At 34.0% G+C, this 19,786-nt stretch carries 18 protein-coding genes; 11 read left to right on the forward strand and 7 right to left on the reverse strand.

Annotated elements, in window-relative coordinates; all coding sequences use genetic code 11:
- Positions 1 to 42: 42 nt before the first annotated feature.
- On the reverse strand, positions 43 to 1,044 hold the full coding sequence (locus tag ACXX80_RS08000) for a glycosyltransferase family protein (protein WP_458552744.1): 1,002 nt from the start codon (positions 1,042 to 1,044) through the stop codon (positions 43 to 45).
- 35 nt (positions 1,045 to 1,079) lie between these two features.
- On the reverse strand, positions 1,080 to 1,274 hold the full coding sequence (locus ACXX80_RS08005; RefSeq protein ID WP_458552745.1) for a hypothetical protein: 195 nt from the start codon (positions 1,272 to 1,274) through the stop codon (positions 1,080 to 1,082).
- A gap of 255 nt (positions 1,275 to 1,529) precedes the next feature.
- On the opposite strand from ACXX80_RS08005, the gene ACXX80_RS08010 reads away from it, so the two are divergent.
- Genes ACXX80_RS08010 through ACXX80_RS08035 form a run of 6 tightly spaced genes read left to right on the forward strand, consistent with a single transcriptional unit; the run spans position 1,530 to position 6,267 of the window.
- A complete protein-coding gene (locus ACXX80_RS08010; protein ID WP_458552746.1) occupies positions 1,530 to 2,234 on the forward strand; it encodes a tetratricopeptide repeat protein in 705 nt (234 codons plus the stop codon).
- A 37-nt stretch (positions 2,235 to 2,271) separates the two neighbouring features.
- Positions 2,272 to 3,627, forward strand: coding sequence for a UDP-N-acetylmuramate--L-alanine ligase (locus ACXX80_RS08015; protein WP_458552747.1), 1,356 nt, complete (start codon positions 2,272 to 2,274; stop codon positions 3,625 to 3,627).
- 7 nt (positions 3,628 to 3,634) lie between these two features.
- Entirely contained in the window at positions 3,635 to 4,093 is a 459-nt protein-coding gene (locus ACXX80_RS08020) for a GNAT family N-acetyltransferase (RefSeq protein WP_458552748.1), read from the forward strand.
- A 12-nt stretch (positions 4,094 to 4,105) separates the two neighbouring features.
- Positions 4,106 to 4,801 (forward strand): RadC family protein, encoded by a 696-nt coding sequence (gene radC / locus ACXX80_RS08025; RefSeq protein ID WP_458552749.1) that lies wholly within the window; start codon positions 4,106 to 4,108, stop codon positions 4,799 to 4,801.
- Between the two features lie 9 nt (positions 4,802 to 4,810).
- A complete protein-coding gene (locus ACXX80_RS08030) occupies positions 4,811 to 5,500 on the forward strand; it encodes a YjjG family noncanonical pyrimidine nucleotidase (RefSeq protein ID WP_458552750.1) in 690 nt (229 codons plus the stop codon).
- Positions 5,501 to 5,502: 2 nt separating this feature from the next.
- A complete protein-coding gene (locus ACXX80_RS08035; RefSeq protein WP_458552751.1) occupies positions 5,503 to 6,267 on the forward strand; it encodes a hypothetical protein in 765 nt (254 codons plus the stop codon).
- A 76-nt stretch (positions 6,268 to 6,343) separates the two neighbouring features.
- Here ACXX80_RS08035 and ACXX80_RS08040 read toward each other — a convergent pair whose 3' ends face one another.
- Complete coding sequence (locus tag ACXX80_RS08040; protein ID WP_458552752.1) at positions 6,344 to 7,621, reverse strand: replication-associated recombination protein A; 1,278 nt, start codon at positions 7,619 to 7,621, stop codon at positions 6,344 to 6,346.
- Between the two features lie 257 nt (positions 7,622 to 7,878).
- Here ACXX80_RS08040 and ACXX80_RS08045 point away from each other — a divergent pair, with 257 nt between their 5' ends.
- A complete protein-coding gene (locus ACXX80_RS08045; RefSeq protein ID WP_458552753.1) occupies positions 7,879 to 8,667 on the forward strand; it encodes a rhomboid family intramembrane serine protease in 789 nt (262 codons plus the stop codon).
- 60 nt (positions 8,668 to 8,727) lie between these two features.
- Here ACXX80_RS08045 and rlmB read toward each other — a convergent pair whose 3' ends face one another.
- From rlmB to ACXX80_RS08065, 4 genes are all read right to left on the reverse strand, one after another.
- Positions 8,728 to 9,462: a 23S rRNA (guanosine(2251)-2'-O)-methyltransferase RlmB gene (rlmB, locus tag ACXX80_RS08050; RefSeq protein WP_458552754.1), complete on the reverse strand. Its 735-nt coding sequence runs from the start codon at positions 9,460 to 9,462 to the stop codon at positions 8,728 to 8,730.
- Positions 9,463 to 9,540: 78 nt separating this feature from the next.
- On the reverse strand, positions 9,541 to 10,992 hold the full coding sequence (locus tag ACXX80_RS08055) for a SusD/RagB family nutrient-binding outer membrane lipoprotein (protein WP_458552755.1): 1,452 nt from the start codon (positions 10,990 to 10,992) through the stop codon (positions 9,541 to 9,543).
- Positions 10,993 to 10,995: 3 nt separating this feature from the next.
- Positions 10,996 to 14,253 (reverse strand): SusC/RagA family TonB-linked outer membrane protein, encoded by a 3,258-nt coding sequence (locus ACXX80_RS08060; protein WP_458552756.1) that lies wholly within the window; start codon positions 14,251 to 14,253, stop codon positions 10,996 to 10,998.
- Positions 14,254 to 14,338: 85 nt separating this feature from the next.
- Entirely contained in the window at positions 14,339 to 16,045 is a 1,707-nt protein-coding gene (locus ACXX80_RS08065; protein ID WP_458552757.1) for a BamA/TamA family outer membrane protein, read from the reverse strand.
- 181 nt (positions 16,046 to 16,226) lie between these two features.
- Here ACXX80_RS08065 and rpsL point away from each other — a divergent pair, with 181 nt between their 5' ends.
- The 4 genes from rpsL to rpsJ all read left to right on the forward strand — a co-directional run bounded on the left by rpsL (position 16,227) and on the right by rpsJ (position 19,645).
- Positions 16,227 to 16,610, forward strand: coding sequence for a 30S ribosomal protein S12 (gene rpsL / locus ACXX80_RS08070; protein WP_007136570.1), 384 nt, complete (start codon positions 16,227 to 16,229; stop codon positions 16,608 to 16,610).
- 74 nt (positions 16,611 to 16,684) lie between these two features.
- Positions 16,685 to 17,161, forward strand: coding sequence for a 30S ribosomal protein S7 (rpsG, locus tag ACXX80_RS08075; RefSeq protein WP_035668130.1), 477 nt, complete (start codon positions 16,685 to 16,687; stop codon positions 17,159 to 17,161).
- A gap of 10 nt (positions 17,162 to 17,171) precedes the next feature.
- On the forward strand, positions 17,172 to 19,328 hold the full coding sequence (fusA, locus tag ACXX80_RS08080) for an elongation factor G (protein ID WP_417952016.1): 2,157 nt from the start codon (positions 17,172 to 17,174) through the stop codon (positions 19,326 to 19,328).
- An 11-nt stretch (positions 19,329 to 19,339) separates the two neighbouring features.
- Positions 19,340 to 19,645, forward strand: coding sequence for a 30S ribosomal protein S10 (gene rpsJ, locus ACXX80_RS08085; protein ID WP_011963470.1), 306 nt, complete (start codon positions 19,340 to 19,342; stop codon positions 19,643 to 19,645).
- Positions 19,646 to 19,786: the final 141 nt, after the last annotated feature.

Below are 19,786 nucleotides of genomic sequence, written 5' to 3' on the forward strand. Positions count from 1 at the left end.
TTATACAAACAGGTGTTCTGAAAAGAGCGCCTTTTTTTGTTTTTATAGGTGTTGCTTGCTGTTATAAGTGTCAAATAAAAATTGCAAGGTTTCAGGAATGTTATTGGCTTGTACCTTCGGGTATTTTATAGCGGAATCAAGCCAATTCCCTATTATTAAATAAAAATCATCTTCAACATCATAAAGAACAGGAACGCCCATTTTTTTGAGCGCTGCTGCATTGCATTCTTGTTCATAATGCTTCCGAATGGGAATCGAAAGTATTTTTTTTTCTAAATACAATGCCTCGGCAGGCGTTTCAAACCCTCCACCGGTAATAATTCCTTCACAATTGATGAGACTTTTATTGAAGTACTCTTGATTAACGGGGAAATAAGTAACGTTTTTTATCGTATGTTTGGTTTGCACATCATTCAAAAACCAATGAAAATGGAAGTTTGGAAGTTTGTTGAATGCTTTTTCTAAACAATCCTTTTGAAAAGAAGGTAGATAAACGGTAATATGGCCTTTGTTTTTTGGTACGGCATTTATGATTTCATCTTTAATAATTGGAGGAAGTATAAAGGAGTCGTATTTGTCAAAATGCAATCCAATATATTGTGGCGAGGGCGCATAATGTTTCAGAATCATTTCTCCCATAATGCTCTTTTTTTCAGGTCTGGGAGTCAAAGGGGATATAAAACTTGCCTGATGTCCAAATTGTATTGAATGTACCTTTTGTAATTTGCAAGCCAAAGAAGTAATCGAATCAAAATCATTGATGACCACGTCATAGTTTTTAAGCGGTAAAGAATTCGCGTCTTTATATATTTGTTGCGGTTTTATGTTTTTGGCAATATCCCAGTAATTCAAACCGCCACATTTACTATAATGCAGGCTGCAACCCTCGCTTTTGAATTTTATTGGCAAATTTACCTCCAGACTGGCATTGTTACCACTCATAAAAAAATCAACTTCGCCAAATTTTTGCAGATAAGGATATAATTGTATCGCTCTGCTGATGTGACCATTACCCGTTGCCTGAATGGCATAAAATATTTTCATGTGATTTATTTAGAAAGAGGGCATTTATAAAATAGCTAGGATAAGATTTTGATAACAATATTATTGATGATTTTGTCTTCGTTGCTCCCATGATTTCCGGTAATGTAAATAAAACGGATTTTTTGATTTGACATTTTTATGATTTGTCTCAATACATTCATGTGTGATTCTGGAAAATAGCTTTTGCTAAAACTCCACATATTGATAGTATCCCCATTTAAAACCGGCATTTTTCGTTAAATTGACTAAAATATAGCAGTAATTCTTTAGCTTGACAACCGTATGTTCCTAAGTGTACATCGCTAAATACAACTAAAGGAATTTTTATCTTTCTTTTCATAATTTGTTTTGGCCAAATTAATCACTCTATGTTATGATACTGTTTCTTGTTTATTATTATTTCTCTCAGTATTATTATGTTTGTTCACTTTTTTTATGAATAAAAAAATCTGTTTAATACTTCAAAATTTCCCTATTTTTGAAGAATGAAACATATTTTTTATTTATTTGTATTTCTACCAGTTATGATGTGGGGTCAATCTGATTTTGATAAAGCAGAAAAACTATATAAGGCCAATAAAATGGATCAAGCCGAGTTGGTCTTTGAATCTATTTTAAAGTCCAGTCCATCTGATTTAAAAACAATTGAATATTTGGGAGATATTGCAGGTTATTATAAATCATGGGATAAAGCGATTGGGTATTATAAAAAACTCAAATTGCTGAAACCATCTGAAGCGGATTATCATTATAAATATGGTGGAGCATTAGGAATGAAAGCCAAAGAATCAAATAAATTCAAAGCGCTTGGGATGATTGATGATGTTAAGGCTTCCTTTGAAAAAGCCATCAGTCTGAATCCAAAACACATTGAGTCGCGTTGGGCATTGATAGAATTATACATTCAGTTACCCGGAATAGTCGGTGGAAGCGAGTCTAAAGCTATAAAATACTCCAATGAATTATTGCGATTGTCTCCTGTTGACGGTTATTTGTCAAGAGGACATATTGAGGAATATTTTAAACGATATGCTACAGCTGAACAACAATATAAAAAAGCGATAAGTATAGGAGGTTCTAAAACAAGTTATCAAAAGTTAGCTAACTTGTATAAGACTAAGATGAGAGACCCTGAAAAAGCAAAAACAGTATTAGAAACTTATAATAAAAAAATTCAGGACCGATTATAACTTATCCTGAATCCAAAATCCATAAACCAAAATTAGAATGCGTACACATTTTATAGCTATCGGCGGAAGCGCCATGCACAATCTGGCTTTAGCACTGCACAACAAAGGGTATCAAGTTACGGGAAGTGATGATGCGATTTTTGAACCATCAAAATCTAGATTAGATAAAAAGGGGATTTTGCCTCCAGAATTAGGCTGGTTTCCCCAGAAAATAACGGCAGATATTGAAGCAGTTATTCTTGGTATGCATGCAAAAGCAGATAATCCTGAATTATTAAAAGCACAAGAATTAGGACTAAAAATATACTCTTATCCAGAATTTCTTTACGAACAATCAAAAAATAAAACGCGTGTTGTTATAGGTGGTTCTCATGGGAAAACGACGATAACTTCAATGATTTTGCATGTAATGCATTACCACGACATCGCTGTAGATTACATGGTTGGTGCACAACTGGAAGGTTTTGACACGATGGTGCATCTTACAGAAGATAATGATTTTATTGTTTTGGAAGGAGATGAATATTTGTCTTCGCCAATTGATCGCAGACCTAAATTTCATTTATACCAACCGAATATTGCCTTAATTTCAGGAATTGCTTGGGATCATATTAATGTTTTTCCAACGTATGAAAATTACGTAGAACAGTTCGAAATTTTTATTGGCAAAATTACAAATGGTGGAATTCTCGTTTACAATGAAGATGATGCTGAGGTAAAACGTGTTTCCGAAGCTGCGACAAACCCAATTCGAAAATTAGCGTATAATACCCCAAAATATACCGTAAGCGATGGTGTGACACTTCTGGAAACTCCAGAAGGTGACATGCCAATTGAAGTTTTTGGAGGACATAATCTTAATAATTTGGCTGGAGCCAAATGGATTTGTCAAAATATGGGCGTTGATGAAGCTGATTTTTATGAAGCTATTGCCAGTTTTAAAGGTGCTTCAAAACGATTGGAAAAAATTGCCGAAAGCAAAACAAAAGTGGCGTATAAAGATTTTGCCCATTCACCAAGCAAAGTGGCTGCTACTACGAAAGCGGTGAAAGAACAATATCCTAATCGAACTTTAGTGGCTTGTTTAGAATTGCATACGTACAGCAGTTTGAATGCTGAATTCCTAAAAGAATACGAAGGCGCACTGGAATATGCTGATAAAGCAGTTGTTTTTTATTCGCCCGATGCGGTAAAAATCAAACAGCTGGAAGAAGTTACGTACGAGCAAATTGCTAAATCTTTTAATCGTGAAGATTTGATTATTTATACGAATCCAAAAGATTTTAAGGATTATTTGTTCAACTTGAATCTTGAAAATTCTGCTTTGTTGCTGATGAGTTCCGGTAATTACGGTGGATTAAACTTTGATGACGTAAAGGAATTGGTAAAGTAAAAATGGTATGAAAGACAAAGTTAGAATTGTTAAAACTACCAGTGAAAATCCAGATTTTGTCAATTTGATTGCCGCTTTGGATAAAAGTTTATGGGAACGTTATCCGGAATTGAAATTTGATTATTGGGGGAATAATATTTTGGAAATAAATCCAAATGTGGTTATTCTTTATTTAGAAGACAAAGCCGTTGGTTGTGGTTGTTTCAAAAAATATGATGAAAATGCAATAGAAATAAAACGTATGTTTGTTTCACCCGAAGTTCGAGGAATGGGTTTGGCACAAACTATTTTACTTGAATTAGAAGGTTGGGCACATGATTTAGGATATTCTTTTTCTGTTTTGGAAACGTTATACAAACAAAAAGAAGCTATTGCTTTATATCAAAAAACAGGATATTCCATAGTTGATAATTACAAACCTTATGTAGGTTTAGAAAATAGTATTTGCATGCGGAAACTAATTTAAACAACAAAATGAATGGCTGAAAATTCCTTTTTTCCTATAACGAATTGGTCCGAAGATGATAAACCACGTGAAAAATTGATGCTGAAAGGCAAAAGTGTTTTGAGTGACGCCGAATTGATTGCCATTTTGATTGGATCAGGAAGCAGAAACGAATCAGCCGTGGATTTAAGTAAGCGGATTTTGGCTAGTGTTGATAATAATTTGAATGCATTAGGGAAATTATCGTTATCGCAGCTCATTCAATTTAAAGGAATAGGTGAGGCCAAAGCCATTTCCATTATAGCTGCTTTAGAATTAGGAAGACGAAGAAGGGCGGAAGATGCAGTGGAATTAAAGAAAGTTACTTCCAGTAAGATAATTTTTGAAATAATGCAGCCTATTATTGGGGAATTGCCGCATGAGGAGTTTTGGATTATTTATTTAAATAATTCGAATAAAGTGATTGCAAAATCCCAATTGAGTAAGGGCGGAATCACGGGAACATTAGTTGATGTGCGAATTGTTTTTAAATCAGCGCTCGAGATGGGAGCTACCGCTTTGATATTGTGTCACAATCATCCTTCGGGAACTTTGATTCCAAGTGATGCGGATAAACAGATTACTAGAAAATTAAAATTAGCAGGCGATAGTTTAGAAATAAAAGTATTGGATCATCTCATTGTAACTGAAACCAGTTATTTCAGCTTTTCCGATGAAGGAATATTTTAAAAATATAAAATGAAACATACTATAATAACTGATGTTTTCTTTGATTTAGATCATACACTTTGGGATTTCGATAAAAATTCAGAGTTAACATTTGAGACAATTTTTAATAAAAATCATCCAGCAATCGAAACCAAGGTCTTTATTGAAAAATATGTGCCAATAAATCAAGAATGTTGGAAACTATTTCAATATGATAAAATTACGCATGAAGAATTGCGTTACAATAGACTGAAGTATTCTTTTGATGCACTTGATTATACAATTTCTGATGAAGAAATTGACACTATATCGAATGATTATATTCGTTTTTTACCCGAAAATAATCATCTTTTTGATGGAACTTTTGAAGTTTTAGAATACTTGAATCAAAAATATAATCTTCACATAATTACAAATGGATTTGCTGAAGTTCAATATAAAAAAATTAATAATTCTAATATTGGGAGTTATTTTCAAACTGTCACAAATTCTGAAATGGCTGGAGTGAAAAAACCAAATCCCATTATTTTTGATTATGCTTTAGATTTGGCCAAAGCCAAAAAAGAAAATAGCATCATGATAGGGGATAGCTTAGATGCAGATGTTCAAGGTGCTCTTGACGCTGGATTAGATGCTATTTTTTTTAATGAAAGTAAAATACAAGTAGAGCAACATATTAAACAAATTAATCATTTATTAGAACTTAAAAAATATTTATAAAGATGAAAAAACAATTTCTATTATTGTTATTATTGGTTGTTAGTTATTCTTACGCTCAGTCCGTAAATGACTATAAGGCTGTTGTTGTTCCTTTAAAATACGATTTCCTTAAAGGTGAGAACCAATATCGCTTGAGCACATTGACTAAATTTAATTTGAATAATGCTGGTTTTGAAGCATTTTATAGTAATGAGGCTATTTCAAATGATTTTAGTGATCGATGTCGTTTATTGTACGTTGATGTAGTAAAAGAAAACGGCTTTTTGACGACAAAACTTTTTATAACGCTGAAAGATTGCTACGGAAAAGTAATTTTCCAATCGATAACAGGAAAAAGTAAAGAAAAGGAGTATCAGGTTGCTTATACCGAAGCTTTGAACGAAGCATTTAAATCTGTTTATGATTTGCAATATAAATACAATGGAAGTTTGGTAGCGAATGTTTCGTCTGCTATACAACCAGAAGTTGTCAAAGCTACGCAACCTCCTGTTTCTGCGGTTAAGAATACAGTTAAGGAGCTAGATGAGGTCAATACTGTACTCGCAGATTCTAATTTACTGTATGCACAACCTACGGCTACTGGTTTTCAATTGATAGATAGTACACCAAAGGTTATTATGAAGTTATTTAAAACCTCTCAGCCGAATTCTTTTATCGCAATTAAAGACACGGTTCAAGGGTCATTAATTCTAAAAGACAATCAGTGGTATTTTGAATATTATCAAAACGATAAATTAATGTCTGAAAAAGTAGCCGTTAAGTTTTAGGCTTCAGAAATCTGTGACCGAAAATAGTTTCATAAAAAAAATCTCTTGAGTAATCAAGAGATTTTTTTTATGAAATTTAATATCCGTATTTATCTTTCCAACGGTTTTTAAGAAATTCCCTAATGCTATTTTCTCTGGAATTGTTTCCCGGAATATATATTGGAGTTTTGCTTAAAGCCTCCGGTAAAAATTCTTGTTCGGCAAAATTGTTGTTGTAATCGTGTGAATATTTGTAATCTTCACCATAACCTAATTCTTTCATTAATTTTGTGGGAGCATTACGTAAGTGGATAGGAACAGGTAAATCTCCGGTTTGTTTTACAAGTTGTTGAGCCGTTCCTATGGCTAAATAAGAAGCGTTACTTTTAGGAGAAGTAGCTAAATAAACAGCACATTGACTCAATATAATTCTACTTTCAGGATATCCAATTGTAGCCACGGCCTGAAAAGTATTAGTAGCCATAATAAAAGCAGTTGGATTGGCATTTCCTATGTCTTCACTGCTTAGAATGAGCATTCGTCGTGCTATAAATTTTACGTCTTCACCACCGTCAATCATTCGGGCTAACCAATAAACAGCACCATTAGGATCACTTCCTCGAATAGATTTAATGAAAGCAGAAACTATGTCATAATGTTGTTCTCCAGTTTTGTCATACAAAACGGTGTTTTGTTGGACTAATGAGAACACGAGATCATTTGTGATGAAAATTTCGTCTTCACTAGACGCATTTACCACAAGTTCAAAAATATTTAATAGTTTGCGTCCATCACCTCCGGAAAGTCTCAGTAGCGCTTCTGTTTCGCTTAAAATAATATTTTTTGTAGACAAATAAGTGTCTGTTTTCATAGCGCGTTCTAGTAGTGACTCTAAATCTTTTTTTGTAAAAGCATTCAAAACATATACTTGACAACGGGACAATAGGGCAGGGATAACCTCAAAACTTGGGTTTTCTGTAGTGGCGCCAATAAGAGTAATCCAGCCTTTTTCTACTGCGGCCAACAGGGAATCTTGTTGTGATTTACTGAAACGATGAATCTCGTCGATGAATAAAATAGGATTTTTGGTCGTAAACAAACCGCCACTTTGCTTCGCTTTTTCAATGACGTCTCTAATATCTTTAACACCTGAATTGATTGCACTCAAGATATAGAACGGTCGTTTTGATTCTTGTGCGATAATTTGCGCCAATGTAGTTTTCCCTGTTCCGGGTGGTCCCCAAAAAATTAATGAAGGAATAATTCCTTTTGCAATTTGTTGCGTTAATGAGCCGTTTGGCCCTACAAGATGGGATTGACTGATATAATCTTCTAATTTTTGTGGTCGTATGCGTTCTGCAAGTGGTGCTTCCATTTTGTAAAATTACTATATTTCAAACTGAACTTGTTTTAGTTTCTGTTTTTTTTTTGGAGCTATTTCTCCCGAGCTTCGGGATACACTATATCTTTTATATCTCGTTAAAAAAACGAGATATAAAAGGATGCCGTTTCCATCTGGGCTAAGTTGTATCAGTAAAAAATGATTTTCAGTTTAAATATGACAAAATAGCATTAAATTGCTTTTGGATAAGTTTTTGAATTATAACAAGAGCATAAAACTTTATAAGAGTAATGGAAAAGCATTTTAAATTTACCAATTCAGTTATTGGACTGCCTCTTTTTTTTGTGGTATTCTTGTGGTTTATTTTTTGGCTCGAAATTCGATTTGATTTTGATTTTGTGCAAAACGGTATTTATCCTAGAACTTTTCAAGGTTTGCAAGGTGTTTTGTTTAGTCCATTCATTCATGCTGATATGGAACATCTTTATAATAATTCGATTCCGTTATTAATTTTATTGGCAGCTTTGCAATTTTTTTATGCGGAGCAATCGATAAGGGTTATTGGATACGGGATTTTAGTTTCGGGGTGTATCACCTGGATTATTGGTAGAGAAAATTATCATATAGGTTCAAGCGGATTAATTTATGTTCTCTTTAGTTTTGTTTTTTTTAAAGGTATACAAACTAAATACAATCGATTAGTCGCTTTGTCACTTGCAGTGATTGTTGTGTATGGTGGTTTGGTTTGGTATGTTTTTCCAAGTCCTGAGATAACAGGTAACAAATCTATTTCTTGGGAAGGTCATTTGGGAGGATTACTTACGGGATTCTTTCTTTCGTTAGTTTATAAAACTCCGGAGTATAAAAAAGTAATTAAATATGATTGGGAGCGCCCAGATTTTGATCCTTCAGGAGATAAATTTATGCAACGTTTTGATGCTAATGGAAATTTTGTCAACCTGCCAGAAATTGAAGAGAATGAAGATAAGTTGGAAATGGTGTCATATTATACTTGTAATTATCCAGTAGATTATGACATTGTTATAAATAAAAAAAATGAATCAAAACTTGAGTCTTGATTCATTTTTCATTATAGAGTTTAGAGCTATAAGATTCTTAAAATATAAGAAGTCAACAATCTAAGATCTTTGTCTTACTGCTTCGTATAAAAAAGCACCACAAGCGACAGATACATTTAATGAGCCTATAGTTCCAAACATAGGAAGTTTAGCCTTCTCATCAACAATTTTAAGTACTGATGGGTTCACACCTCGATCTTCAGATCCCATAATGATAGCAACAGGTTCGTTTAAAGAAATATCATAAATATTTTGATCTGTTTTCTCGGTAGCTGCAACTGTTTTAATTCCGCTTGCTTGTAAAAGAAAAATAGCGTCCTTAATGTGTTCTACTTTACAAATAGGAATGTTGAAAACTGCACCAGCCGAAGTTTTGACTGTGTCACCATTAACAGGTGCCGAGCCTGCTTTTTGAACAATGATTCCATTTACGCCTGTACATTCTGCAGTTCTAATGATAGCACCAAAATTACGTGCATCAGATATTTGATCTAATATTAAAAATAAAGGTTTTTTACCATTTTCGATTACTGATTCTATTAAAGATTCTAAGTCAAAAAAGGAAATAGGAGAGATAGTAGCTACGGCACCTTGATGATTATTAGGCGTCAATCTATTTAGCTTTTCAATAGGAACATAAGAAAAGTTGATATTTCCGCGCTTCATTACTTTCATTAAGTCTTTCATCAGTTCGCTGCTAGCTTCCTTCTGAATATAGACTTTGTCTACAGTTGCACCTGCTTGTATAGCTTCAATGATCGCTCTGATCCCAAATATTTGATGTTCTTTTTCCATGGTGCAAAGGTAAGTAAAATGTGTGTAAAAAAAAACCATCAGCATATGCTGATGGTTTTAATATAAATTAAGAGATTATTAGAATTTATCCCAAAAGATTTTTGATGTTAATTTATCTCCACCTGTTACTGTAGCAGCAGCTGCAGTAACGTTAGTTGCATTAACAGTTGCTTCACTAGCAGGATAAGTTAATCTTGTAGGAACAGATTTTATATCGTTGTAAGTTGTTGCAGGAACAACCAATGCTGGAAAATCTAGTCTTCTCCAAGAATTCCAAGCTTCAAAACCTCTATTGTATAATGCAATCCATGCTTGTTCTCCAATGCTTTTTTTCCAAGCAGCAGTTGAAGTTCCGTTGTAAGGGTTTGCAAGTAAATAAGCTGTAGCGTCAACAGTTGATACGCCCCAGCTGTTCATAGAAGCTGTAACACCATTATTGTAATGAGTTGCGGCTACTCCTGCAGCAGCAACACCTCTTGCAGCAGCTTCAGCTAGCAAAAATTCTTGTTCACTGTATGCAAGTATAGTTCCTGGGAAAGATGGAGCTAGAAGTGTATTGTTTACAGTAGAAAAGTTTGTGTAACTGTTAGATGCACCATATATTCCTCCTTTGTAAACAGTAGTACCTGGTGCAAAAGTGAAGTATTTAGCTCTTCTAGGATCAGATAGAGTTTCTAATTTGTTAAGAAAGGTATCAGCAATAACAAAATCTTTTCTTCCACTTGCAACTATGTCTGCATATAATGGGTTTGCATTAGGTTGTGCACCTAAATAATTCAAATTAGCATCATCACTATTGCTAGTCATAACTCCTGCATTGATAGCAGCAGTAGCTTGAGCAGAGGCGTAAGCAGCATCTACATCAGACATGTTTACAGCAAGTCTTAATCTAAGAGTGTTTGCAAATTTTTTCCATTTTACAACATTACCACCATAAATTAAGTCAGCTGATCCAAAACTACTTTCTGAAGTGTTTAATGCAGCTTGAGCTGCAGACAATCTTACAATAAGATCTTTGTATATAGTTTGAGCGTCATCGTATTTAGGTAGTGGATGTCCTTCAATATCTAATGCCTCAGAATAAGGTACATTACCAAAACTATCTACTAAAACACTAAATGTGTAAGCATTCATAATTTCAATGATTGCTTTTTTGTTAGCCAAAATTGCAGCTTCACTTGCGCCAGCTGTAACAACTTTGTTTAGTAATACATTAGACTCTTTAAAATCTCTAAGAACATCTCTGTAAAGTGTGTTAAAGTGAGCGTCAGGAATAGGTCTTGTAGTCAAGTTGTACTGACTTTCATCTGGATAGGTAGTTTCTGTCCATTGTTGCACTAACATTCTGAAAACATTACTGTTTACAGATGCGTTTACCATTTGGTCTACTAAAGTTTTTTGAGCATTTGTAAATAAAAACTCGGGTTTAGCTGAGGTTGGATTTTTTGTATCTGTATTTAGTCCGGTGATATCATCACTACATGATACGCTCAGCGCTAAAAACGAGATTAATAAAACTATTTTTTTCATAATTTAAAATTTAAATGTTACGTTAACACCAACATTTCTTGTTGTTGGTAAAGAACCTACTGAATATCCTGCAGAGGAAGCACTCGCACTTAATCCACTTTCTGGGTCAGCATATGGAAGGTTTTTGTCTATTATCCATAAATTTGAACCTACTATACTAAATTTCATTTCTTGAAGATTCATTCTTGAAACTAAAGTAGTTGGTAAAGAATAAGTGATGTTAACTTCTCTTAATTTAATGAATGAAGCATCATACACGAAAGCTTTACTCGGCGCTCTTCTATAACCTGATACGTTACCGTATTGGTCAGGAGCTGGAGTTCTTGTAGTATTTACTGAACCATCAGCTTTTACACCTGGTAAGATAACACCACCACCATTAGCAATAGTATTTCTAATTGGGTTCCCTAGCTCATTAAGTCCAGCAGTAACATCGTAAAGTCCTGTAGCTAAACCGTATGCTTGGTCAAGAGAGAAAATATCTCCACCTTTTTTCATGTCAATTAAGAATCCAAAAGATAGATTTTTGTATGTGAATTTGTTACGAATACCACCTAACCAATCTGGATTAACATCACCGATTACGTTATTTGCAGATGCATTAACAACATATCTTCCATTTGCTCCAACTACTTTTTCTCCGTTTAAGTACGTAAAGTCAGTACCTCTGAGTACACCATAAGGCTGCCCTACAGCAGCATTAAGAGTTACCCCTTGTCCAAATGAATTTAATCTTAAGTTTTCAATTCCTTCAGCTAGTTTAGTAACTTCATTTTTGTTTTTAGACCAGTTTACAAAAACATCCCAAGCGAAATCTTTTGTTTTAATAGGTGTAACGTTAAATTGAACCTCGATACCTCTGTTTTCTACAGTTGCTGCGTTAATATATCTTGAACTGTTACCAGTAGCAGTAGAAAAAGGAACTTGGAAAGCTTCACCGTTATTTACGTTTTTGTAAGCACTTACTTCAAATCCAAGTCTTCTGTTTAAAAATTGCATTTCTAAACCAATTTCTTGAGTATTTGTTTTTACCGCTTCTAAGTTTGGATTGTTTTTAGTACCAGCAACAGAATATTGTTGATTTGAACCAAAAGGGTCATTCTTTACATAAGTATCTACCAAAGATAGTCCTGGAGTACCCAATGGGCTTTCAGAATAACCAGCTCTAATTTTACCAAAACTCAACCATGGTTGGTTGATGTGGTTTGTAAAAACATAACTTCCAGATGCAGAGTAACTCCAGATTGCATTCTTTCCAGCTGGTAAGCTAGAAAAAGCATCTCTTCTTGCAGTTGCATCTACGAAAAAGTAATCTTTAAATCCTAAAGATGCTGATCCATAATAACTGTTAATTCCTTGGTTAGCTTCTGCCTCTAAAGGAAAAGGAACTTGTTGAACAGAATTTGATAAACTGAACAAGTCTGGAACAATAAGACCGCCTTGAGTAGAGTTTAAAGTAGAAATGATTCTAGTTCTAACTGCTGTACCTCCAGCAACACCACTAAAACTAATACTTTCAGAGATGTCTTTTTTGAATGTTAAGATGAAATCATAATTTTGTTCAGAAAACGATCTTTGATATTTTTGATATCCAGATTTTTCGTCTAATCTGTTGATTCCAAATGCACCAGCGATAGAACCGAATGCTCTTCTTTCTTCACGTAATTCGCTGTAAGAATCAGTAGATATTTTTGCTGTAGCAGTTAACCAGTCAGCAATTTTATAATCTAATTTTGAGTAACCGATAAAACGGTTTCTTTCGTCAGATTGGAAATTTTTATTTCTGATGAAATAAGGGTTGTCCCAGTAAATTTGAGTTAAATCACTTGGATCAGCATAGTTCCAGTTGATGTTCTGTCCGCCAGATCTTTCGTATACTTGTTTCAATTCCTGAACGTCTACGTTGGTTTGCCACCATTGACGGAACATTGACATAATATTTTCATTATATCCAGTTGAATTCCTACCTACAGTGTTTTGAGAGTTGTAGTTAGCAAAAACACTTGCTGATAATTTGTCTGAAAATTGATGATTAATCTTAGCACTAATACTGTTTTTTTTCATTTCACTGTTTGGAAGGATACCAGTTTGTTTTGAATTAGTGTAATTCAGTACAAAATTAGTTGTATCATTTCCATCTTCTAATGAAACAGAATTATTGAATGATGTACCAGTTTGGAAGAAGGTAGTTGGGTCATTTTTAGCAGCTACCCAAGGAGTTGCTTTCCCGAAGCTGTCAGACCAAGGAGTAAATGCATTCCAGTTATAAACCATTAAGTTAGGGTCAAATGCTGCCCCATAAGAAGCATCTTCTGAAGTTGGAACTACTAAGTCGTCAACACCATCTCCGTTAATATCTCTTGATAAGAAAAACCCAGATGCATCTTCATAAAAAGGACCATAACCTGCTCCATATTTATCTTGGTATTTTACAAATGTAGATTTGTCAATAGTACTTCCAACAAATTCAGAAGATACAGTTATACCTAATCCTTTTTTTGCTCTACCTTTTTTAGTTGTAATCATTACAACTCCATTACCACCTAAGTAACCATATAATGCAGAAGCTGCTGCTCCTTTAAGTATATTTACACTTTCGATGTCTTCTGGATTGATATCCATTGCAGCATTACCGTAATCATACGTTCCACCCGCTCCTGAAGTTTGACCTCCTGTACTACCGGTTACTAATGAGTTGTTAATAGGCATTCCGTCTATAACAATAAGCATTTCATTACTACCAGTCAAACTTTTAACACCTCTAGATACAATACTAGATGATCCACCAAAGTTATTATTCCTTTTGATATTAACACCAGCGACTTTTCCGGAAAGTTCATTGATGAAGTTTCCACTTCCTGCACCAGAATTTAAGTCTTCTGCTTTAACTTCCTGTGTAGCGTAACCTAAAGATTTTTTCTCTCTTTTGATACCTAATGCGGTAACTACTACTCCTTCAAGTTCAACTGAATCATCTTTCAGTTTTACATTTAAATTAGATGAACTAGCTTGCATTTCTTGGGTTTTCATCCCAATGTAGCTAAATACCAAGACTTGGCTTGGAGTTGCTCTGATAGAAAATTTTCCATCAAAATCAGTTTGTGTTCCAGTTTGCGTTCCTTTAACTAATACACTCACGCCTGGTAAAGGCATTCCCGCATTATCAGAAACAACACCTGAAACAGCTCTTTCTTGCGCAAAGGTAATTTGCGCCACAAGTACTAATAATAGTACTAAGAATCCATTAAACTTTAGTTTCATTTTTTAATATTTTGAATTAGTCTAGCAAACTTCTTAATAATTTGTTAACTTTCCTAATATATAAATCTCTATTTTTTTATTGTAATTAAAATTTAACATTATAACAGATGTGGATAATTGTGTTATAAAATTCAATTTGTTGGTTTTGCGTGCTGCCATTTGCGATGGCAAGTTTCAATAAGCCATTTTTTGTTTGTAGTCCAAATCCAAGTCCTAATCCTAGGAGCTTTTCGTTATTTTCTATCTTTTGAATACTTGATTTGTCCTTTAAAATGCAGTAATCTAGTATTGAATGAATGTATAGATTTGGGGAGAGTATAAGTCTGTATTCTGTAAGAATTGAGGTTATGAAATAAGCCTGCAGGCTGTTTTCTGTAAAGCCTCTTACGCTGTTGAATCCTCCAAAACGAAAAAGTTCATTTGCAATATACTTGTTGCTTTGTAAATAATAATTCTGGCTATTGATATGTATGATATTTTTTTTATTCAAGTTAAAGTTGTGTGAGGCTTGAATATTTATAAAAAACTGATTGCTTTTGGTACTATTTTCTGATTTGTTTTTGATTTCTCGTTTTCCGATTCCAGTAGTTATGGAGAAAAATGATTTTATTGGAAAAGTGTAATTAGCTAAGTCTAGTTTTGTATAATTAAAACTAGATGTTAAAAAAGAATTACTAAAATCGCTTATTGAAGTGCCGGTTGAGTTTTGAATATCACTTGATTCCGTGGTTTGGTATCCTAAATATAAGCGTTTGTTGTAATTTGTAAAGTAGCTTAGATCAATTGCTGTTTTTGTGTTTTGAAAAGTGCTGTCTTGTCTGAATAATTGAATTTGTGCTTTTAATCCTATTGGCGTCTTTAGTAAATATGGAAGTTCAATGCTAGCATTAAATGTTTTTTGATCTTCTCCGTCACTTTTCCAATAAACGGATAATTGTTCACCCGAGCCTAATATATTTTCTAGCTTTATGTCTAAGTACCCATTTAGGGTTGTTCTTTTGTTTTCATTGTTTGAAAATCCAATAAAGCCGTCAAAAGTATTGGATTTTCTTTTTTCAAGATATACGTAAACTTTTGTCGTGTCTTTTGTGAATAAAATTTCTGGATATTTTACTTGGCTAATAAAGCCAAATTTTTCAAAATCATTATAAATCTGATCTACTGTTTTTTGATTAAAAATGCTGTTTTTGTATTTTCTGTTGATTTGTGCTAAATGTCCACTTGGGAATTTATTTGTTCTATTGTTTTCTGTGTAATTTATTGTGATGGAATTTAGAGTTCTTTTTTTGTCTGACTCTAGTTTTAGATCAGCATAAATTTCGGTTTCTATTCTTTTAATATTTATCAGTTTTAGTCTTGCTAATGCAAATCCGTTTTGTTCTAATTTTTGGACTGTTTGTTTTAGAAAAGAATTAATTTCTGTGTAGGCGAGTTTTAAGGTGTCCTTTTTGTTTAGTTCAGATAAGTTGTCTAATATGTTAGTTGTACCTATATATATATGTATGAATCTTATTTTTTTTCCTAATGTAAAATTGACAACATAGCTAGAGTCTTTTCTTTTAGTTAATTCAAGAGAAGTATTGTCTATGTATCCTATTTCAGATAGTTTTTCGGAAACTCGGATTATCTCTTCGTTAATTGATTTTGTGTTTTTGTGCTCGGAATTGTATTTTAGGGAGTCTATGGTTTTTGTTTCTGATGAATTGTTCCCGGTTATTAATAATCGAAAATTTTGCGCAGAAGAACTAAGGCAAAAGATGATGAGGAAAAGTAAAACAAAAGAAGATTTCAAATGAGTATGTGTTTTTGATAAAAGTAACGCAAATATCTATTGTTTGTGATTAAAATCAAATGATAAAATAATCTTATTGAAAATTAATAGATTAACGTTTGTAGAGTAAAAAATATTTTCTACATTTGCAACCCCGTAAAAAGCGGGAATTTAATATAATAAGAAATTTTTAGTATTAATTATGCCAACAATTCAACAATTAGTAAGAACAGGAAGAACTCAGATAACTAAGAAGAGTAAATCGGTTGCTTTAGATTCTTGTCCTCAAAGAAGAGGGGTTTGTACGCGTGTTTACACTACAACACCAAAAAAACCAAACTCTGCAATGCGTAAAGTAGCGCGTGTACGTTTGACAAATGGTAATGAAGTGAATGCTTACATCCCTGGTGAAGGACACAATTTACAAGAGCACTCGATAGTATTAGTTAGGGGTGGAAGGGTAAAAGATTTACCAGGAGTTAGATATCACATCGTTCGTGGTGCGCTTGATACGTCAGGAGTAGCAGGAAGAACGCAAAGAAGATCTAAGTACGGAGCTAAACGCCCAAAAGAAGCAAAAAAGTAATTTAAAACGTTATTTCTTGTAGAGATGTGATTCGTTGCAGCTGTATGGGTATAACATTTTATTAAAAAAAAGACATGAGAAAAAGAGCGGCAAAGAAAAGACCACTTTTACCAGATCCAAGGTTTAATGACCAACTGGTAACACGTTTTGTGAACAACTTAATGTGGGATGGAAAAAAATCGACAGCGTTTAAAGTATTTTATGATGCGATTGATATCATTGAGTCTAAAAAACAAGATGCAGAGAAACCATCATTAGAAATTTGGAAAGATGCGTTAACTAATGTTATGCCTCACGTAGAAGTACGTAGTCGTAGAGTAGGTGGTGCTACATTTCAGATTCCAATGCAAATTCGTCCAGATAGAAAAATTTCTATGGCGATGAAATGGTTAATTCTTTATTCAAGAAGAAGAAACGAAAAATCAATGGCTCAGAGATTAGCAAGTGAATGTTTAGCTGCGGCTAAAGAAGAAGGTGCTGCTGTTAAGAAGAGAATGGATACTCACAAAATGGCGGAAGCGAATAAAGCTTTCTCTCACTTTAGATTTTAATTCTTAAGAAATGGCTAGAGAACTTAAATATACAAGAAACATAGGTATTGCTGCTCATATTGATGCTGGTAAAACAACAACAACAGAGCGTATATTATTCTATACAGGAAAATCACATAAAATTGGTGAAGTACACGATGGTGCTGCAACAATGGACTGGATGGCACAAGAGCAAGAAAGAGGTATCACAATTACGTCTGCGGCTACAACTTGTGAATGGAATTTCCCAACGACTCAAGGTAAAATTTTGCCTGAGACCTTGCCTTATCACTTTAACATCATAGATACTCCAGGACACGTTGACTTTACAGTTGAAGTAAACCGTTCTTTACGTGTACTTGATGGTTTGGTGTTCTTGTTTAGTGCTGTTGATGGTGTTGAGCCACAATCAGAAACTAACTGGAGATTGGCAGATCAATATAGAGTTCCTCGTATTGGTTTCGTTAATAAAATGGATAGACAAGGTTCTAACTTTTTGATGGTATGTCAACAAGTAAGAGATATGTTGAAATCAAACGCTGTTGCGATCACTTTGCCAATTGGTGAAGAGAATGATTTTAGGGGTGTTGTGGATTTAGTAAGAAACCAAGCTATTGTTTGGGATGATGCAGGAATGGGAGCAACTTATGAAGTTGTAGATATCCCTGCTGATATGATAGAAGAAGTAAAAGAATACAGAGATATTCTTATTGAAGCAGTTGCTGATTATGATGAAAACTTGCTTGATAAGTATATGGAAGATCCAGATTCTATCACAGAAGAAGAAATCAACACGGCTTTAAGAGCAGCTGTAATGGATATGGCAATTATTCCTATGATTGCTGGTTCATCTTTCAAAAATAAAGGAGTTCAATTCATGTTAGATGCAGTATGTAAATACTTACCATCTCCAATGGATAAAGAAGGTATCGAAGGAATTCATCCTGATGATGCTGAATTACTTGAAGAGGATCAAACAAAAATCTTGCGTAAGCCAGATGTTAAGGAGCCATTTGCTGCTTTAGCATTTAAAATTGCTACTGACCCATTCGTAGGTCGTTTGGCTTTCTTCCGTGCTTATTCAGGACGTTTAGATGCGGGTTCTTATGTTTTGAACACGCGTTCAGGTAATAAAGAAAGAATTTCACGTATCTACCAAATGCACGCTAACAAACAAAATCCAATCGAGTATATCGAGGCGGGTGATATTGGAGCAGCAGTTGGGTTTAAAGATATCAAAACTGGAGATACATTGTGTGATGAAAAACACCCAATTATTCTTGAGTCTATGAAATTCCCTGCACCAGTAATTGGTATTGCTATTGAGCCTAAAACTAAGGCTGACGTAGATAAAATGGGTATGGCTTTGGCTAAATTAGCTGAGGAAGATCCTACGTTTACTGTTAGAACTGATGAGGCGTCTGGTCAAACAATTATCTCTGGTATGGGTGAGCTTCACTTGGATATCTTAGTTGATAGAATGAGACGTGAATTCAAAGTTGAAGTAAACCAAGGTGAGCCTCAAGTTGAATATAAAGAAGCTTTTACTAAGAAAGCGCAACATAGAGAAACTTACAAAAAACAATCTGGAGGTCGTGGTAAATTCGGTGATATCGTATTTATACTTGAGCCAGCGGATGAAGTTGACGGTAAAGCTCCAGTTGGATTGCAGTTTGTAAATGCAGTAAAAGGTGGTAACGTTCCTAAAGAATATATTCCATCAGTTGAAAAAGGTTTTAGAGAAGCTATGAAGACTGGTCCTTTAGCAGGATATCAAGTAGATAGTTTAAAAGTAACCTTATTAGACGGATCTTTCCACCCGGTGGATTCTGATGCACTTTCTTTTGAGCTTGCAGCAAGAATGGGGTATAGAGAGGTGGCTAAGGCAGCTGGTGCTGTTATATTAGAACCAATCATGAAAATGGAAGTGATTACACCAGAAGAAAACATGGGAGATATCGTAGGTGATATTAACCGTCGTAGAGGTCAGGTGAATGATATGGGTGATAGAGCTGGTGCTAAAACAATTAAGGCAGATGTGCCATTATCTGAAATGTTTGGATACGTAACTACGTTAAGAACGCTATCTTCAGGTAGAGCAACATCTACTATGGAATTTTCACACTACTCTGAAACGCCTTCTAATATTTCAGAAGCAGTTATCAAAAAAGCAAAAGGAAACGCATAATCTTTAAGAAAATGAGTCAAAAAATCAGAATAAAATTAAAATCTTACGATCACATGTTGGTAGACAAGTCTGCTGAGAAGATTGTAAAAACGGTAAAAAGTACCGGTGCAGTTGTTACAGGACCAATTCCATTACCAACTCACAAAAAACTTTTCACTGTTCTTCGTTCTCCACACGTTAATAAAAAAGCGAGAGAACAATTTGAAGTAATGTCATACAAGAGATTAATTGACATTTATTCATCTTCATCTAAAACTATTGATGCTTTAATGAAACTTGAATTGCCAAGTGGAGTTGAAGTTGAAATCAAAGTTTAAGTAGTTTAAGAGTAAAAAGGAACGCTGTTTTTAAGCGAAAAATATTTTTTTGGTTTGTGTGTAAATAAGTTATACATTTGCACCCACTAAAAAAATAGGATTCGCTTAAATGCTGCGTTCTATATTTATATTTAATAATTA

This window comes from Flavobacterium sp. GNP002 (genome assembly GCF_054343795.1).

Bases quoted from the DNA above. Each gene is read 5' to 3' on its own strand.
- rlmB (WP_458552754.1), bottom strand. From the start codon at position 9,462: ATGGAAAAAGAACATCAAATATTTGGGATCAGAGCGATCATTGAAGCT.
- ACXX80_RS08005 (WP_458552745.1), bottom strand. From the start codon at position 1,274: ATGCCGGTTTTAAATGGGGATACTATCAATATGTGGAGTTTTAGCAAA.
- ACXX80_RS08060 (WP_458552756.1), bottom strand. From the start codon at position 14,253: ATGAAACTAAAGTTTAATGGATTCTTAGTACTATTATTAGTACTTGTG.
- rpsJ (WP_011963470.1), top strand. From the start codon at position 19,340: ATGAGTCAAAAAATCAGAATAAAATTAAAATCTTACGATCACATGTTG.
- ACXX80_RS08010 (WP_458552746.1), top strand. From the start codon at position 1,530: ATGAAACATATTTTTTATTTATTTGTATTTCTACCAGTTATGATGTGG.
- ACXX80_RS08030 (WP_458552750.1), top strand. From the start codon at position 4,811: ATGAAACATACTATAATAACTGATGTTTTCTTTGATTTAGATCATACA.
- ACXX80_RS08035 (WP_458552751.1), top strand. From the start codon at position 5,503: ATGAAAAAACAATTTCTATTATTGTTATTATTGGTTGTTAGTTATTCT.
- ACXX80_RS08055 (WP_458552755.1), bottom strand. From the start codon at position 10,992: ATGAAAAAAATAGTTTTATTAATCTCGTTTTTAGCGCTGAGCGTATCA.
- ACXX80_RS08045 (WP_458552753.1), top strand. From the start codon at position 7,879: ATGGAAAAGCATTTTAAATTTACCAATTCAGTTATTGGACTGCCTCTT.
- fusA (WP_417952016.1), top strand. From the start codon at position 17,172: ATGGCTAGAGAACTTAAATATACAAGAAACATAGGTATTGCTGCTCAT.
- ACXX80_RS08040 (WP_458552752.1), bottom strand. From the start codon at position 7,621: ATGGAAGCACCACTTGCAGAACGCATACGACCACAAAAATTAGAAGAT.
- ACXX80_RS08000 (WP_458552744.1), bottom strand. From the start codon at position 1,044: ATGAAAATATTTTATGCCATTCAGGCAACGGGTAATGGTCACATCAGC.
- ACXX80_RS08015 (WP_458552747.1), top strand. From the start codon at position 2,272: ATGCGTACACATTTTATAGCTATCGGCGGAAGCGCCATGCACAATCTG.
- radC (WP_458552749.1), top strand. From the start codon at position 4,106: ATGGCTGAAAATTCCTTTTTTCCTATAACGAATTGGTCCGAAGATGAT.
- ACXX80_RS08020 (WP_458552748.1), top strand. From the start codon at position 3,635: ATGAAAGACAAAGTTAGAATTGTTAAAACTACCAGTGAAAATCCAGAT.
- rpsG (WP_035668130.1), top strand. From the start codon at position 16,685: ATGAGAAAAAGAGCGGCAAAGAAAAGACCACTTTTACCAGATCCAAGG.
- rpsL (WP_007136570.1), top strand. From the start codon at position 16,227: ATGCCAACAATTCAACAATTAGTAAGAACAGGAAGAACTCAGATAACT.